Source organism: Martinezella multihospitum (assembly GCF_900094585.1).
Lineage (GTDB): Bacteria > Pseudomonadota > Alphaproteobacteria > Rhizobiales > Rhizobiaceae > Rhizobium > Rhizobium multihospitium.
Genome location: NZ_FMAG01000008.1, coordinates 196104 through 210897, shown reverse-complemented (window position 1 = coordinate 210897; position 14794 = coordinate 196104). Strand labels below are relative to the sequence as shown.

Genomic DNA, 14794 nt, shown 5'->3' with positions numbered 1-14794 from the left:
AATTTCTATACGCAGGTCCTCGCTCACCTCTCGCTCGGCGCGCGCGTCGTCAATATATCGCCGATCGCCGGACCGTGTTCGATGGTGCCGTTTTCTCCCCGTCGATATTTCACACCGACCTTGCACGCATGCGGGGCCATTTTCCAGATCCAGCCTTTGAGATGACGGCCAGTGTCAGGGGGCGAATAAAGCGGCATGTTGTGGCGCAGTCCGTCGTCCTCGCCAAGATCGAGCGTGCACATGACCGTGCCTTCGCCCTCGTCTTCTTCGTCGAGGTTTGGGTCCTCCACATGCGTAATCGTCGTGCGAAGCGGCTCGACGTGAACCAGGGCCTTAAGGGCATGCGGAAGATCGGCAAAAGGCGGCGCCGATCGGCCATCGCTCGGCTCCTCCACGAAAGCCTCATCCAGCGTGACCCGGCGGAAATAATATTCGCTGCGCCCCATTTCGTCCCAGCCGCCGATTGCCGTTGCGATGTCGCCCAATTCGTCGACGCGCAGCAAGAAGCTGGTGCCGCCCGAACGCATCGCCACGAGACGGTCGTCGCGCGCATCACTTCCCAGGGAATCGGCGCGCAAGCGGATGTCGAGCGCGACGATCTCGTCATTTTGAGCGCTGCGGGAGGTTTCATAGGTCCCAGTGTAAAAACGTACCTCGACGCGTTCCAAACTCCGATGATGGATACGCCAGAACAACAGGCTATAGCGACCGTCCGGCCGGAGCGCCAGAAGCCTGTGCCAGTCGATATAGGAAGAAAGATATAAGCCGGCTAATCCTTGGTCGCCTGGGATATCATCGAACGCGGGACGATGTTCGACCGGTAGGGCGTCGGCCACTGTTGTCGGCTTTTCGGCCGTCGGCCTGGGCGGATCGACGGCATCGCGAAGGCGCCGATGCATCTCGAAGGCATCGACCTTTGCGATCCGCAGCATCTGCATCGAAAACAGCATCTGGTCGATCTCGTAGACCTCGCCCGATGAGAGCATTCCGCATTCCTCACGCGCAGACTGCAGCAATGCCGGAGAAATCAGGGATTCAAGCGACTGCCTGTCGCAAAGGAACCGATTGAAGAAATCATCGAGGCTCCAGGCCAGGTCGCTCGTCGTTTTCGATACAGGATCGATGAAGACGACATCCTCGTCGGTCGCGGTCAGCTTGCGGTAATAGAGAAGCACGCCGAATGGCGTCAGCGCAATCGGGACGCGCCGCACGTCATCCGGCGGCGAAACGATCCATCGGTTAAGCACGGCCTGCCATGGCCGCGGGTCGATCAGGGCAAGTTGCATTTCGCCATAGAACCCAAGCCCCTTGCGGCGCCACAATTCGAGAAGGCTGTCGGGAAGAATGCCTTCATAGGCGGCGACAAGCTCACCGTCGGCCCGCGAAACCTGCCGGGATGGTGAATGCGCTTCGACAAAACGGTAAAGAGCGAGGCGGCGAAACGGAAGAACAAGGCGATCAAACATAAGTTGTATATGGACGGCGGGGTCCACCGGACAAGATGCCCGATCGTTCCGCCACGCACTTTTCCCATTCCGCACGCGATCGAGACAATAGGCTCAGGCTTCCCCATCGAGGAATTGCCGGAGGCGCGGCACAACGAAATCGAGGAAGACGCGCACGCGCTGCGGCATGCGCGCGCCGCCGAGAAAGACCGCATGAATCTGCTCCTCATCCGGCTCGACGACATCGGCGAGCACCTCGATGAGACGACCGGCCGCAAGATCGGCGCGGACGTGATAATCACCCATACGGGCAAGCCCAACGCCTGCCAGCGCCATGCGCCGCACGGTTTCGCCATTGTTGGCGAGCAGCGAACTTGTCATGGCGCGATCGACGATGCGGCCGCTTTCCCTTACCGGCCAGACGGGTGCAAGACGGCGGAAATTGAACCCCAGGCAATTGTGCCGCGAGAGATCATCGACAGTCAGCGGTATTCCATGACGATCGAGATAACTGGGCGCGGCGACGATCTTGCGACGGGCGATGCCGATGCGGCGCGCTATCATTCCTGAATCCGGCAGAGATCCCACCCGGAAGGCAATGTCTGTCCGGTCGAGATAAAGATCGACGATTTCATCGGACAGCGACAGATCGACGACAACATTGGGGTAGGTCCGCCAAAATTCCGGCAAGAGCGGTTCGAGGCCGAGCACGCCCAAGGCAACGGAAATGTTGACCCGTACAGTGCCGCCTGTCGTCGTCGCGCCCTGTGCCAGCTCCTGCTCGACCTCGTCGAGATCATGCAGCAGGGCCTGGCTGCGCTCATAGTAGATCCGGCCCTCCAGGGTCAGCGATAGCCGCCGTGTCGAACGTTCGACAAGTCGCACGCCGAGCCGGGATTCGATGCGTGAGATCAGCTTGCTGACGGTGGACGGCGTCATGCGCAGCAGGCGCGCTGCTTCGGAAAAGCTGCCTGCTTCCACCACGCGAAGAAATACCTGCATCTCGCCGACGCGATTATCCATGGAGCACCCATTTTTGATTTAATTTCACAAATAATGTGAAAACTCACCCAATTATCAAGTGCGTGTGCTCTCTCTATTTCATAGGCCGAAGAGATTGTGCCCTCAAATCCGGCACTCGACCCATTCAAGGCGGCCAAAGCCGCCGAGGCTTTCAAAAGGAGTTTTCAATGCTCACCGTTACTGCCCATGGCGCGACAATTCCCGCGCTCGGCTTCGGCGTATTCCGCATGTCGGACGCGGAAGTGGAGCGCGTCATCCCGGTCGCATTAGAGGCCGGTTTCCGTCATTTCGACACCGCACAGATCTACCAGAACGAGGAAGCGCTCGGACAGGCCCTCCAGGCCGCCGGCGCGCGACGGGACGAACTGTTCCTGACCACCAAGGTCTGGGTCGACAATTACAGCAAGGAGAAGTTCGCCGCTTCGGTCGACGAGAGCCTCGACAAGCTGAAGACCGACCGCGTCGATCTGCTTCTGCTGCACTGGCCGGGCAACAAGGTGCCGGTCGCCGATCAGATCGAGATGCTGAACACGGTCAAGGCTGCCGGCAAGACCCGCTTCGTCGGCGTCAGCAATCAGAATATCGCGCAGATGCGGGAATCGGTCAGACTTTCCAGCACGCCGATCGTGACCAATCAGATCGAGATTCACCCCTACCTGCCCCAACACGCGCTCGTTGCAGCCGCAAAGGCAAACGGTCTTGCGATCACCGCCTATTACGGCATGGCCGACGGTGCGGTGCCGAAGGATCCTGTGCTGCAGCAGATCGGCACCAAATACGGCAAGAGCGCCGCGCAGGTCGGGCTGCGCTGGCTGATCCAGCAGGGCCATATCGCCCTCTCCAAGACGGCCAATCCGGAGCGTGTCAAGGAGAACATCGCTATCTTCGACTTCAATCTCGACGAGGCGGATATGGCCGCCATCGCCGCTTTCGCTCGCCCGGATGGCCGCATCGTCAGCCCTCCGGGCCTCGCTCCCGAATGGGACGCCTAAGGAGTTTCAACATGGACGCCAAGATTTCGACGGCCGCAAAGGCTCAAACATCCTCTCATGCGCAATGGGCGCTTCTTGCCCTTGCGATCGGTGCCTTTGGCATTGGTACGACCGAGTTTTCGCCGATGGGCCTTCTCCCGGTCATCGCCAAAGGGGTCGACGTTTCGATCCCGACGGCCGGTCTCCTCATCAGCGCCTATGCGATCGGCGTCATGGTCGGCGCCCCCTTCATGACGCTTGCCTTCAGCCGTTTCGGCAAGCGCACGGCGCTGATGCTGCTGATGAGCATCTTCACGATCGGCAATCTCATGTCGGCCATGGCGCCAGGCTACTTCACGCTGCTGCTTGCCCGGCTCGTCACCAGCCTCAACCATGGCGCCTTCTTTGGTCTGGGTGCCGTCGTGGCGGCAAGCGTAGTGCCGAAGGAAAAGCAGGCAAGCGCGGTCGCCGCCATGTTCATGGGGTTGACGATCGCCAATATCGGCGGCGTGCCGGCCGCGACCTGGGTCGGTCAGGCAATCGGCTGGCGCATGGCCTTCGCGGGGACCGCTTTGATCGGTATTGCCGCCATCGCCGCACTTTGGGTCGCTCTTCCGAAAGGCGAGCGCGGTGCGATGCCCGATGTCAGGCGGGAGCTGGCCGTGCTCACCCATCCTACGGTGCTCATTGCCATGGCAACCACCGTCATGGGTGCAGGCGCGATGTTCTCGCTATATACCTATGTCGCTCCGGCGCTCACCGAACTCACCGGCGCATCCAATAGCTTCGTAACGCTCGGACTGGTCCTGATCGGCATCGGCTTCACGATCGGAAACTGGCTTGGCGGTCGACTGGCCGACTGGTCGCTTGACGGTGCGACCAAGATCTTCCTGGCGCTGCTCGCGGCCATCATGTTCGTGCTGCCGCTGGCGATGATCACCCACACGGGAGCCGCCATCGGCCTGCTTCTCTGGGGTGGCGCGGCATTCGCCATCGTTCCGCCCGTGCAGATGCGCGTCATGGAAGCGGCGGCAGAAGCCCCCGGCCTTGCCTCCTCCATCAATGTCGGGGCCTTCAATCTCGGCAATGCCCTGGGTGCGGCAACCGGTGCAGCCGTCATCAGCCTTGGTTTCGGTTATGCTGCAGTCTCGATCGCCGGGGGCCTGCTGGCTGCCGCCGGTCTGGCGCTGGTATTGATCGGCACGCGCAAGCCGTCATCGCTGCCGGCAAATTGCGGCGCCTGATCAATCCGCTGGCCACCACATCAGGCATCAAAAGTTTCTCGATGCCTGCCCGTTAAAATCGAGCCGTCTACGGTCTTTTGCCGCAGACGGCTCGACCCAATTGAAGCAGCCTTGCTCAGGGCAGTTTGATTTCGAGCGTGATCATATAGTTGCTGTAGTTGGGAGGGGCCGGCGGGGGGTTAGGGTTGGTGGCTGAGAAGATCGAATAGTCCGTTATGCGCGGCGGTGTCGACGGCGGCTTCACGTCCGGCCTCCAGGACGCCTTGATCGTTATTTTGTCCGTGGCGCGATAGGAAAGATTAAGCTCGCGGTTCCTGCTTGTACCATCTCGGGAATGCTTGCCCTCTACGGACCATTTGTCCCATGATGCCTCCAGGCTCTCCGCTGTCTGGGTGCCTTTCCGTTCATAGCTTCCGCTCAGCGACGAATTATCACCCTTGGTCGACAGCTTGTAGAGTTGATCCTGAACCTTGCCGTTGAAATCAGTCGTTATCGTGGCGCTGCCTTCGGTCTTACCATCCGACGACCGTGCGTTGAGGTCGAAGATGATCGTCTTGTTGCCGACATAGACGCCGACGTTCGGATTGAGCCCATTCGTCTTGAAGCCGATGTCGCTCTTGGCCTTGGAATCGAGAACGATGGGACGCTCCGGCGACTGGAAATACTTTCCGAGCAAATCCTGCTGGGGCTTGGTCGGCTCAACGGGCTTGCCCATGGGGTCGAAGGCACCCATGACCGTGCAGCGCTGGCCACTCACCCAGCTGTTGACCGCGAAGATCAGATGTCCGTCATCGCCAATCGCGGCTACGCCCTGATGCAGGCTGTTCCTCAGGTTATAGCGACCGCAGCAGGACAGGGAGTTGTCGCTCACCGCTTCGAAGGATCGGCCGGAAAAAAGCACACCGGACGGCAAGCCCGATGCCGCATCGCTCCCGAGAATAGGGCAGCTGGAGAGCGGTATCAGCCTGTAGCTGTTCAAATCCGTTTGCGGCGTCTGGCCCGTCGGCCTGGTGAGCGGTGCTAATCCCATATCTGATCTGCCGTTTCTTGATCCGTTGACGAAGAATGAAAAATGAAATTCCCAAATCGCCATGCCGCTGAGAGGCAGCGGGCGATACGATTTATGCGTGTCCAACCGGGGGAGTTAGGTCGGCGAACTTATTTGTCCAGACGGTCGATTTTGTTTCTGGCGGCGTCAGACCGGGCTGACGAAATCGGCTTGGGACCCTGATCGCCTGATCATTTGATACGGCTCGTATTGCCAGCCCTAGTTGCTTTCGGATAGACCCTCTCCATCTCATCTGTGTTCAGATTCTCCGGAGCATAAAAATGCGTCTTGAACCGCAGCAGCGAATTTATGTCTGCTTCTTCCTCTTTGCGGTATCGATGGGCGCAATGCTGTCGCGCCTCCCCGACCTCCAGGACGCCTTGCAGATCAACAAATCCGAGCTCGGCCTGACGCTGATCGGCGCGGCCATCGGCGCTCTGATATCGCTCACCTTCGCCTCTCCCATCGTTGCACGCCTTGGCGCCCGCAAGACGGCATTCATCACCGTGCTCGGAACGTCTGCGTCCCTGGCGCTCGTGCCCTGGATGGGCGTTGCTCCCCTGGTCTTTGCCGTTCTGCTTTGCGAAGGTCTGCTGGCCGGAGCGCTGGAAATCAACCTCAATGTCGAGATCGACCGCATCGAGGCGCAACTCGGCCGGGGCGTGATGAACCGCGCCCATGGGTTCTGGAGCCTCGGCTTTTTCGTCACCGCCCTCATATCGTCGGCCATCCGCCAGGCGGGCATTTCGATGCAGCTGCACCTTGCCCTGACATTCACCTTCGTCCTGATCGTGGGTTCGCTTGTCATTGCCGGCATGCGCAATGCGCCGGCACGCCCGATGCAGGACCACCCCGAGGCCGGGCATATCGCGCTGCCGACATTCGGCCTGCTGCCTCTCTGTGTGATCGGCATTGCGGCATTCCTCGTCGAGGGCGCAGGCATCGACTGGTCGGCGATCTACATGCGCGACGTCTTCCACGTCGAGCCCTTCATCGGCGGTCTCGGACTGACGCTCTTCACCTTCTTCATGGCATTGGCGAGACTGTTTGCCGACCGTTTCGTCGATCGCTTCGGCTCACGCTCCGTGGCGCTCTCGCTGCTGCTCCTTTCGACCGCCGGCCTCTGCGCCGTCTGGCTGGCACCGCACCCCAATGTGGCGCTCCTCGGTTTTGCCTTCATGGGCGCCGGCTGCAGCGCGGTCTATCCGCTTGCAGTTTCAGCCGCCGCCCAACGCACCGACCGTCCGGCCCATGTCAATGTCGCAGCGCTTGGACAAATGTCCTTCGTCGTCTTCTTCCTTGCCCCGCCGCTGCTTGGATTCGTTGCCGAGCATGCGGGTATCCGCACCGCCTACCTCGTGTGCATCCCGGTCATCCTGGCTGCGCTCATAGGCGTCGGGTCGCTTTCGGGCCGCCGCAGCGCCTTCGCGTAAGGACTTTGTGTCATTCGGCCTTTTCCAGGGATCGCATCCAGCGGCACTCGCTTAGACGCTTTCACGGACTTGACACGAGGAGCCGGAGCGTCAAGCCGGGAAAAATGGGCCAGCTCCGACCGCGCGGTATCGGACGGCAATGCATCCCATGCGATGACGTTACGGCGCATAGCGCGTAAAGACGTAGTCGTGATCCCTGACGTTGCCGACATGGCAGCTGAGACAGGTTTCATGTTGGGCAACATCGACCGGCTTGCCGTTGACGAACCGCCCGAAACCCCAGCCGTGACTGCCGGGGTATTTCTTTGAATCCTTCACCATGACCTGTACCGTCGTCGGCGCGCCCGGCACGGTTGCCGGCGCGAACTCTGTCGATTGCTTGCGCTTGTAGGCCAGCTTGACGAGGATCGAGCCGTCCGGAAAAGGCAGGGTGCCTTTCTTGTAGGCGTCGACGGCGATATCGTTGCCGAGCACGGCGCGAAGTTCGTCGAGCGGCGGAGCTTCCTGCGCCGGCGCAATGAATTTCCAGTCTCTATAGCCTTCCGGTATGGTTACGCCATAAATCGGCGAGGCGTTTTCCGGTGGCGTTGCAGAACTTGCCGATTGGGAAGCGGCAATGCCGACAGCAAGGCTTGAGACCGCAAATGCACCGAGGAATGCAAATTTCATTTTGGCCTCCTGCCTGATGGATGATCTGGCAGGAAGATCGCCCGGAATTGTATCCGCGAGATTTCAGGAAACGGCCCGATTGTATCGCAATGTAGCCGGGGAGACCTATTCGTGTGAGCTGCTCATCGGAAATCGGGTGGCCACCGCTCCGGTTCGGACGCTAGGCTTCAGGTTATTGCGGCATCCGGGGACCTCGAATGCCCTCGAAAGCCTACCCAGACCGAGGACATGAACATGAACACATTGATCTCCACTTTTGCTCCGGGTTCCTTGGAAAGCCCCGTTGCGGGCCGGGTCGACGCCTACGACTGGACGTCGCTGGCGAGAGAACTTGACGGCTTCGGCTGTGCCATCCTTCCGAAGCTTCTCGCACCCGGCGAATGCGATGCAATCTCCCGTCTTTACCCCGAGGAACGTCATTTCCGCAGCCACATCATCATGGCGCGTCACGGTTTCGGAAGAGGTGAATACCGCTATTTCAACTATCCGCTGCCGGGGCTTCTCGGTGAATTGCGCACCGCGCTCTATCCTCATCTCGCCGATATCGCAAACCGGTGGAATGAACGCATGGGCCTTGAGGAACGCTACCCCGATGAGCATGCCGCCTTCCTGAGGCAATGCCATGAGGCCGGTCAGAGGCGCCCGACGCCGCTGCTGCTGCAATATGTGCCGGGAGACTTCAACTGTCTTCATCAGGACCTCTACGGCGAACTTGCCTTTCCGATCCAGGTCGCAATTCTGCTTTCCGAACCGGGCCGGGATTTCACCGGCGGCGAGTTTGTCCTGACCGAGCAGCGACCACGCATGCAAAGCCGCGTGGAAGTCGTGCCGCTTCGACAAGGCGACGCCGTCGCCTTTGCGGTCCACAATCGCCCCGTGCGGGGAACGAAAGGGAGCTACCGTGTCAATCTCAGGCACGGGGTAAGCCGGGTCCGCTCAGGCATGCGCCACACCGTCGGCATCATCTTTCACGACGCCCGCTAAGGGCGTCGCTACCCAACGAAGCCGGCGTAATTTTCTCCGGTAATTCTGTGCATGATGGCCGAGTACGCGTCGTAATTCTGATCGCCCGCCAAGACGCGCCCCAGCGACGGCTGCGCGAAAGCTGACATCGGCAAGAGGGCGAGCGGCGTCGAGACGGGTGTGAGATGCGAGCCCTGACCGGCGCGCAATGTCGTCAGCAAGCCGAACATTTCGCCGGTGATGCTGGGCCTCGACAATATCGCCATGCGATATTGCCCGGACGAATTCGTCACCAGGTAGATATGCCCCGACAGGTGCGGCACCGACACCGACCCCTGCTGCGAAAACGAGGCGTCGCTACGCTCGCGTTCCCGGAAGCTCAGACAGGTCCGTTCTCCATCCCAGGCGATCTCGGTGCAATAGGCGAAAATCGCCTTCGCATCGCCGAAGGACGGACGAAGCGTCAGGTAGGTGCCTTCCAGCCAGGAAACCGAGGCGCGGGAATAGGCACCAAGCTCTTCAGGCGCATGGCCGGGCCTGTCGTTAACGACAGGAGCTTGCGTTCCTGCCGGTTCCCGCAAGACGACGCCCATCGCCTGCTCCAGCCGAATGAGGGTCGCCAGCGTGAAGGGCCGGTGGCCCGAAAGAGCCTTCTCCAAGGTCGAAAGACTGATGCGCGCGTCATTGGCAAGACGCTGCCTGGAAATACGCCGTCGGGCGATCTCTTCCCGAACCCGCGCCGCCACGGCGCTGTTCTGGCTGTCGGACAAATACGGGTCGCCCTGGACCATTCACTCGTTTCCTGATTGCGTAATTTTCTTCACAATTCCACACATGGCCGTAACCGGCAAGACCGTTTGCGGCAAGATGCGGACGAAACAGGGCAAAGCTTACGCTGGCGAGAAAATAGCCTTTGTTCACAATGGCTTCAGTCATTCCACCAGCGAATAAGGAGCCTGTCATGTCAGCCTCGCCAAACATCTCGCGCTACCAAAAGCGGCAAAATTTCCTCATCAGGTTCGGCCTGTTACTCTGGTTCAGCAATGCCATCCTGCTGCCGGTGCTTGCCGTCATTTTCGCACTGCTGCATCCCCTGGAATCGCACGCGCAGCCGGCAGCCTTCGTCACGTCGAACGAAATGGGTACGGGCAGCCTTCTTCTTCAGACCAAGGAAGAGGGAAAGTATATCGAGGCACCCCGCCTCGCGACCGATGTCGATCTCGACGTCAACGGACCGACCGCACGCGCAGTCCTGACCCAAGCCTTCGAGAACACGACCGACAAATGGGTCGAAGCCCTCTACGTATTTCCTCTTCCGGAAGACAGCGCCGTCTATTCCCTGAAGATGATCGTCGGCAACCGGGTCGTCGTCGCCGATATCAAGGAAAAGCAGGCTGCGCGCGCCATTTACGAGCAGGCCCGCAAGCAGGGGAAGAAGGCCGCGCTCGTGGAGCAGCAGCGTCCGAACGTCTTTACCAATGCGGTCGCCAACATCGGTCCGCATGAAAAAATCGTCGTTCAGATCGAATATCAGCAGTCGGTCCGCCTGGCGGACGGCCGCTTCTCCCTGCGGGTTCCGCTCGTCGTCGCACCGCGCTACACCCCACAGGACACATCGCCCATCACACAGCAGGCCGATCTGAAGGCCGGCTGGGGACACACCAAGGAGAAATCGGCCCACGATGCCGGCAACAAGCCCGTCTCCGCGCCGCTTTTGGCGCCGGAGAGCAGCCGCACCAACCCTGTCACCCTCAAGGTCAATCTCAACGCCGGCTTTCCGCTCGACGATATCAAAAGCCTCTATCACACGGTCAAGATCGACAAAGTAAGCGATAGCGCGCGTCGGATCGTCCTGGATGGTGACGCGACTGCCGACCGCGACTTCGTGCTCGAATGGAGTGCCGTCGCAAGCAATATGCCGAGCGTCGGTCTCTTTCGCGAGCATGTCGGCAAGGATGATTACCTGCTTGCCTATGTGATGCCGCCCGCAGTGGCGACGCCGCAAAAGGCCGGCCGCGAAGTGGTCTTCGTCATCGACAATTCCGGCTCGATGGGCGGCACCTCGATCGAACAGGCAAGGGCGAGCCTCGATTATGCCCTGTCCCGGCTCGAGCCGAACGATCGCTTCAACGTCATTCGCTTCGACAACACGATGACCAAATTCTTCCCCGATTCGGTCATGGCGACGACTGAGAATATCGCCTCGGCCCGCGGCTTCGTCACCGGCCTGCAGGCTGCCGGCGGAACCGAAATGCTGCCACCGCTCCATGCCGCGCTCGACGACAGCCATCAGGCCGATGGGTTGCGCCAAGTCGTGTTTCTCACCGACGGCGAAGTCAGCAACGAGCAGCAGCTTCTCGATGCGATCGCAAAGTCGCGTGGACGCTCGCGCATCTTCATGGTCGGCATCGGCTCGGCGCCGAACACGTACCTGATGAGCCGCGCCGCCGAACTCGGCCGCGGCAGCTTTACCCACATCGGCTCGGTCGCCGAAGTGAACGAGCACATGCGCGCCCTCTTCGACAAGCTGGAGAACCCGGCTGTCACCGATGTCGCGGCTGCCTTTTCGGAAAAGAATGTCAACCTATCGCCCAATCTCCTGCCCGACATTTACCACGGCGAACCGCTCGTTCTGGCGGCCCGGATGGAAAAGGCTGCCGGAACCCTGACCGTCAGCGGCAAGATCGGTGACCGTCCGTGGACGATCTCCCTGCGGCTCGATCAGGCAAGCAATGCCAAGGGTATCTCGAAGATCTGGGCTCGCCACCAGATCGACGATGCCGAGGTCAATCTTACGCTCGGCAAGATCACGCAGGCCGATGCCGACAAGCGTATCCTGCAATTGGCGCTCGACCATCATCTGGTCACGCGTCTGACAAGTCTCGTCGCCGTCGATAGCAGGCGTCTGCGACCGACAAACGCGCCGCTGACACAGGCCGACATTCCATTGCAGCTTCCCGCGGGCTGGGATTACAACAAGCTCCTCGGCATCGGTACAACACGGGATGCGAAAGCCGACACCAGACATCAGCAGACAGCCGACAAGTCGCAGAGTGCCGATGCTGAGCTTGAGCCTATCTCCGCACCGGCTCCGGCCAGCGTTCCGCTACCGCAGACCGCAACGCCCGGAATGCTTCTCATTCTCCAGGGATTGCTTGCTCTTCTGTGTGGGGCTTCGCTGCTGGTCTTCGCATCGCGAAGGAGCCGGGCATGATCGCCGCCACTCGCCTCCAAACCATCGGGAGCGCGCCAGCGCGCTCCCTTCTGACTTTTGCGGCCGGCATTCTCATCGCCGCCGGTCTTTTCTTCGCCGCACAGGGAGGATGGATCTACGCCAAGGCGGCTTTGGCGCAAGTCCTGCTGGAACGTGCCTTTGCCGAGAGCGTGATATCAGGCGCACCGGTCAAGCCCTGGAGTTGGGCCGACACATGGCCGGTGGCGCGTATCGAGGTTCCGCGCCTTGGCATTTCCGCCATCGCGCTAAAGGGCGCAAGCGGCCAGGCTCTTGCCTTCGGTCCCGGCCACCTCGACAACACGCCGCAGGCGGGCGAAGAGGGTACGGCCGTCTATGCGGCACACCGCGATACCCACTTTACATTCCTGAGACATATCAGGGAGAACGACCGTATCCGCATCACACGCAGCGATGGCCGGACCTTCACTTTCCGCGTGACCCACATGGCCGTTGCCCGCTGGGATGAAGCAGAGATCGACCCCAACGCGCGCGGCGCCCATCTCGTCCTGGCAACATGCTTTCCCTTCGACGCCGTGACCTCGGGGCCGCTTCGCTATCTGGTCTATGGCGATCTCGAAGAAACGGCGGCGAAATAGACCGCCGCCAGAAAGCCGTATGGAATCTACCCTATCCGCTAGGTGCGGGTAGATGCTTCCGAGTAGCGTGCGTCCATGGGTGCGAGGCCGTTGGCATTGGCTTGTGTCAGGATATCATAGAGCTCCGGACGGCGGCCTCTTATCCAGCGCTGGCCCGTACACTTGTCGAGCAAGGCCAGATCGATTTCAGCGCTCACCCTCACATCGGCGGCCGCCCAGGTTTCGACCAGGATGCGCCCATAGGGATCGAGGATCATGGCATTGCCGGTGCGCACCTCGTCTTCATCCTGTCCGACACCGTTGCTGAAGACGAGGAACATTCCATTGTCGTGGGCGCGCGACGGCAGCCAGCGCATGAACCACTCCCGGCCATTCGGACCTCGAAATTCGGCCTCGATCGCCTCCGGATCTTCGTGGCGATTGATCCATTTTTCGATCGGTATCCGCTTCAGCCCATGCGGGCTTACCGAATGGCCGCCGCCCGCCTGATGCGGTGCGATCAGCAATTCGGCGCCAAACAGCGCCGTGGCGCGCGCGTTCTCGATCAGATTATTGTCCCAGCAGATCAGGATGCCGGCACGAATTCCCCAAGGTGTGTCGAAGACCGTGAAGGTATCGCCGCTGGAAATGAGGCGATGCTCCCAGGCATGCAGCTTGCGGTGGCAATGGATGTGGCCGTCCGGCATGCAGACCGCATAACTGTTATAGAGCTTTCCGTTTTCACCCAACTCGAGGAAGCCGGCGCCGATCGCGATGCCCTTCTCCCGCGCCAAGGCGGCTACTCGACTGATCGAGGGACCGGAGAGCGGCTCCGCCAGCGCCTGCAGCGCAGGACCATCGAGCTTGGGAACATGCCAATATCCGCAGATGCACATCTCGGGAAAGACGACGAGCTGGTTGCCTGCTTGAACGGCCTCTTCCGTGAAATGCTCTATGCGCGAGAGATTGTAGGCCTTGTCATTGGCCCGGTGCTGAAACTGCACGGATGAAATTTTGAGCGTCATGTCGATTGCTCCTTTCGTCATGAAGCAATTTGACCATGCGGCTTCTCTTTCGTAAAATGACTTTATCGATTGAAATTATTCCTAGATAGAATGGAAATAAAACTCCTCCGATCCTTCGTTCAATTGATCGACACCGGCCATTACGGCAAAGCCTCGGCCAAACTGTTCGTCACCCAGTCGACCTTGACCAAGCAAATTCAAGCTTTGGAAGCGGCAATGGGCGGAGCGTTGTTCGAACGTGGCCGCCATGGCGCCAAACTCACACCTCTCGGAGAACTTCTGCAGCGCGAAGCGCGCCGGCTTCTTCAATTGAACGACGATGTCGACCGGAAGATGCATCGCGCCATGGCCGGCCTTACCGGATACCTCGATATCGGATTTGGAATATCGACCCTCGTCGTCGCGCCGCAGCTGATCGCCGGTTTCCGTACGGCGACGCCGGATTGCAGCATCACGCTCAACGACCTGCCATCGCGGGAACAGCATCAGCGCCTGCTCGACGGCCGGCTTGATATCGGTTTCTGCCGGGCGCCAGAGGAAGATAGCGGCCTGGCTTTCATGCCTGTCATCGAAGAGCATCTGGCCCTGGTGCTGCCAAGTGGCGTGACCATGCCGGCTCAGGATCGGCTGGCGGAGCTGAACGAGCTTGGCTTCGTGGCACTTTCGCCCTCGCGCGGACCGGGGCTGGATGACCAGATCAGGCGCTGGTGTTCGCTTGCTGGTTTCGAGCCTCGCATCGCCCAATATGCAGACGACATACTGACCGTGCATGCCATCGTTTCCGCCGGCCTGGGCGCGGCATTCCTGCCCTGGCGTGGCGTGCAGGCATTGGCAGGGTCCAGCCACAAGCTGTCTCTCTCGGGACCGGAATCAAGATGGCCGATTGGGATCTGCTGGCATCGCAACCATACGAGCCCCCTGCTGGCGCACTTTATCGATCATGTATCGAAGAATCTGGAATTCGACCGCTCGCAGGCCGATCGACAATCGAGATAAAGTCTCGCGCATCGGCATTCTACGATGCAAGCGATCGTTCTCGTTGCCGGCAATGGGGTTATGCATTCCAACCCCATTGTCCGAAAGGCGCTAAACGTGAGCCCGCCCGACGTCGTCGGCGGACGGTTCAGGCACCTTGATGGTCAAAACGAACCATGCAGCCAAAG

At 60.4% G+C, this 14794-nt stretch carries 13 protein-coding genes; 7 read left to right on the top strand and 6 right to left on the bottom strand.

Annotation, left to right across the window (positions count from 1 at the left end; all coding sequences use genetic code 11):
- Window positions 1-23: 23 nt before the first annotated feature.
- Entirely contained in the window at window positions 24-1466 is a 1443-nt protein-coding gene (locus GA0061103_RS27640) for a GAD-like domain-containing protein (RefSeq protein ID WP_092716846.1), read from the bottom strand.
- A 93-nt stretch (window positions 1467-1559) separates the two neighbouring features.
- The gene (locus tag GA0061103_RS27635) at window positions 1560-2468 is read right to left on the bottom strand and encodes a LysR family transcriptional regulator (protein WP_092716844.1); all 909 of its coding nucleotides are present in this window, start codon (window positions 2466-2468) and stop codon (window positions 1560-1562) included.
- 167 nt (window positions 2469-2635) lie between these two features.
- Here GA0061103_RS27635 and GA0061103_RS27630 point away from each other — a divergent pair, with 167 nt between their 5' ends.
- Together GA0061103_RS27630 and GA0061103_RS27625 are read left to right on the top strand one after the other, a co-directional pair.
- The gene (locus tag GA0061103_RS27630) at window positions 2636-3460 is read left to right on the top strand and encodes an aldo/keto reductase (protein ID WP_092716842.1); all 825 of its coding nucleotides are present in this window, start codon (window positions 2636-2638) and stop codon (window positions 3458-3460) included.
- An 11-nt stretch (window positions 3461-3471) separates the two neighbouring features.
- Window positions 3472-4683 (top strand): MFS transporter, encoded by a 1212-nt coding sequence (locus GA0061103_RS27625; RefSeq protein ID WP_092716840.1) that lies wholly within the window; start codon window positions 3472-3474, stop codon window positions 4681-4683.
- A 115-nt stretch (window positions 4684-4798) separates the two neighbouring features.
- Here the strand turns inward: GA0061103_RS27625 and GA0061103_RS27620 are convergent, their stop codons facing one another.
- Window positions 4799-5713 (bottom strand): hypothetical protein, encoded by a 915-nt coding sequence (locus GA0061103_RS27620; RefSeq protein WP_092716838.1) that lies wholly within the window; start codon window positions 5711-5713, stop codon window positions 4799-4801.
- A 299-nt stretch (window positions 5714-6012) separates the two neighbouring features.
- Between GA0061103_RS27620 and GA0061103_RS27615 the strand changes: the two genes are divergently transcribed.
- Window positions 6013-7164: an MFS transporter gene (locus GA0061103_RS27615; protein WP_092716837.1), complete on the top strand. Its 1152-nt coding sequence runs from the start codon at window positions 6013-6015 to the stop codon at window positions 7162-7164.
- 159 nt (window positions 7165-7323) lie between these two features.
- On the opposite strand, the gene GA0061103_RS27610 is transcribed toward GA0061103_RS27615, so the two are convergent.
- Window positions 7324-7833, bottom strand: coding sequence for a cytochrome P460 family protein (locus GA0061103_RS27610; RefSeq protein WP_092716835.1), 510 nt, complete (start codon window positions 7831-7833; stop codon window positions 7324-7326).
- A gap of 234 nt (window positions 7834-8067) precedes the next feature.
- Here GA0061103_RS27610 and GA0061103_RS27605 point away from each other — a divergent pair, with 234 nt between their 5' ends.
- Window positions 8068-8817, top strand: a complete 750-nt coding sequence (locus GA0061103_RS27605; protein ID WP_425349549.1) for a 2OG-Fe(II) oxygenase — start codon at window positions 8068-8070, stop codon at window positions 8815-8817.
- An 8-nt stretch (window positions 8818-8825) separates the two neighbouring features.
- Here GA0061103_RS27605 and GA0061103_RS27600 read toward each other — a convergent pair whose 3' ends face one another.
- Window positions 8826-9587 (bottom strand): helix-turn-helix domain-containing protein, encoded by a 762-nt coding sequence (locus tag GA0061103_RS27600; protein WP_092716831.1) that lies wholly within the window; start codon window positions 9585-9587, stop codon window positions 8826-8828.
- 170 nt (window positions 9588-9757) lie between these two features.
- Here GA0061103_RS27600 and GA0061103_RS27595 point away from each other — a divergent pair, with 170 nt between their 5' ends.
- Entirely contained in the window at window positions 9758-12010 is a 2253-nt protein-coding gene (locus tag GA0061103_RS27595; protein ID WP_092716829.1) for a marine proteobacterial sortase target protein, read from the top strand.
- On the top strand, window positions 12007-12627 hold the full coding sequence (locus GA0061103_RS27590; protein ID WP_208603575.1) for a class GN sortase: 621 nt from the start codon (window positions 12007-12009) through the stop codon (window positions 12625-12627). Before GA0061103_RS27595 ends, GA0061103_RS27590 begins: the two co-directional genes overlap by 4 nt.
- Before the next feature lie 38 nt (window positions 12628-12665).
- Here the strand turns inward: GA0061103_RS27590 and GA0061103_RS27585 are convergent, their stop codons facing one another.
- Window positions 12666-13631 carry a nitrilase family protein gene (locus GA0061103_RS27585; protein ID WP_092717132.1) on the bottom strand — a complete coding sequence of 322 codons (966 nt, stop codon included), beginning with the start codon at window positions 13629-13631 and terminating at the stop codon, window positions 12666-12668.
- A 90-nt stretch (window positions 13632-13721) separates the two neighbouring features.
- Here GA0061103_RS27585 and GA0061103_RS27580 point away from each other — a divergent pair, with 90 nt between their 5' ends.
- The gene (locus tag GA0061103_RS27580; protein ID WP_092716827.1) at window positions 13722-14627 is read left to right on the top strand and encodes a LysR family transcriptional regulator; all 906 of its coding nucleotides are present in this window, start codon (window positions 13722-13724) and stop codon (window positions 14625-14627) included.
- Window positions 14628-14794 lie beyond the last annotated feature (167 nt).

Excerpts from the sequence above, each read along its gene's own strand:
- GA0061103_RS27605 (WP_425349549.1), top strand. The coding sequence starts at position 8,068 with ATGAACACATTGATCTCCACTTTTGCTCCGGGTTCCTTGGAAAGCCCC.
- GA0061103_RS27635 (WP_092716844.1), bottom strand. The coding sequence starts at position 2,468 with ATGGATAATCGCGTCGGCGAGATGCAGGTATTTCTTCGCGTGGTGGAA.
- GA0061103_RS27580 (WP_092716827.1), top strand. The coding sequence starts at position 13,722 with ATGGAAATAAAACTCCTCCGATCCTTCGTTCAATTGATCGACACCGGC.
- GA0061103_RS27595 (WP_092716829.1), top strand. The coding sequence starts at position 9,758 with ATGTCAGCCTCGCCAAACATCTCGCGCTACCAAAAGCGGCAAAATTTC.
- GA0061103_RS27585 (WP_092717132.1), bottom strand. The coding sequence starts at position 13,631 with ATGACGCTCAAAATTTCATCCGTGCAGTTTCAGCACCGGGCCAATGAC.
- GA0061103_RS27640 (WP_092716846.1), bottom strand. The coding sequence starts at position 1,466 with ATGTTTGATCGCCTTGTTCTTCCGTTTCGCCGCCTCGCTCTTTACCGT.
- GA0061103_RS27600 (WP_092716831.1), bottom strand. The coding sequence starts at position 9,587 with ATGGTCCAGGGCGACCCGTATTTGTCCGACAGCCAGAACAGCGCCGTG.
- GA0061103_RS27590 (WP_208603575.1), top strand. The coding sequence starts at position 12,007 with ATGATCGCCGCCACTCGCCTCCAAACCATCGGGAGCGCGCCAGCGCGC.
- GA0061103_RS27610 (WP_092716835.1), bottom strand. The coding sequence starts at position 7,833 with ATGAAATTTGCATTCCTCGGTGCATTTGCGGTCTCAAGCCTTGCTGTC.
- GA0061103_RS27615 (WP_092716837.1), top strand. The coding sequence starts at position 6,013 with ATGCGTCTTGAACCGCAGCAGCGAATTTATGTCTGCTTCTTCCTCTTT.
- GA0061103_RS27620 (WP_092716838.1), bottom strand. The coding sequence starts at position 5,713 with ATGGGATTAGCACCGCTCACCAGGCCGACGGGCCAGACGCCGCAAACG.
- GA0061103_RS27625 (WP_092716840.1), top strand. The coding sequence starts at position 3,472 with ATGGACGCCAAGATTTCGACGGCCGCAAAGGCTCAAACATCCTCTCAT.
- GA0061103_RS27630 (WP_092716842.1), top strand. The coding sequence starts at position 2,636 with ATGCTCACCGTTACTGCCCATGGCGCGACAATTCCCGCGCTCGGCTTC.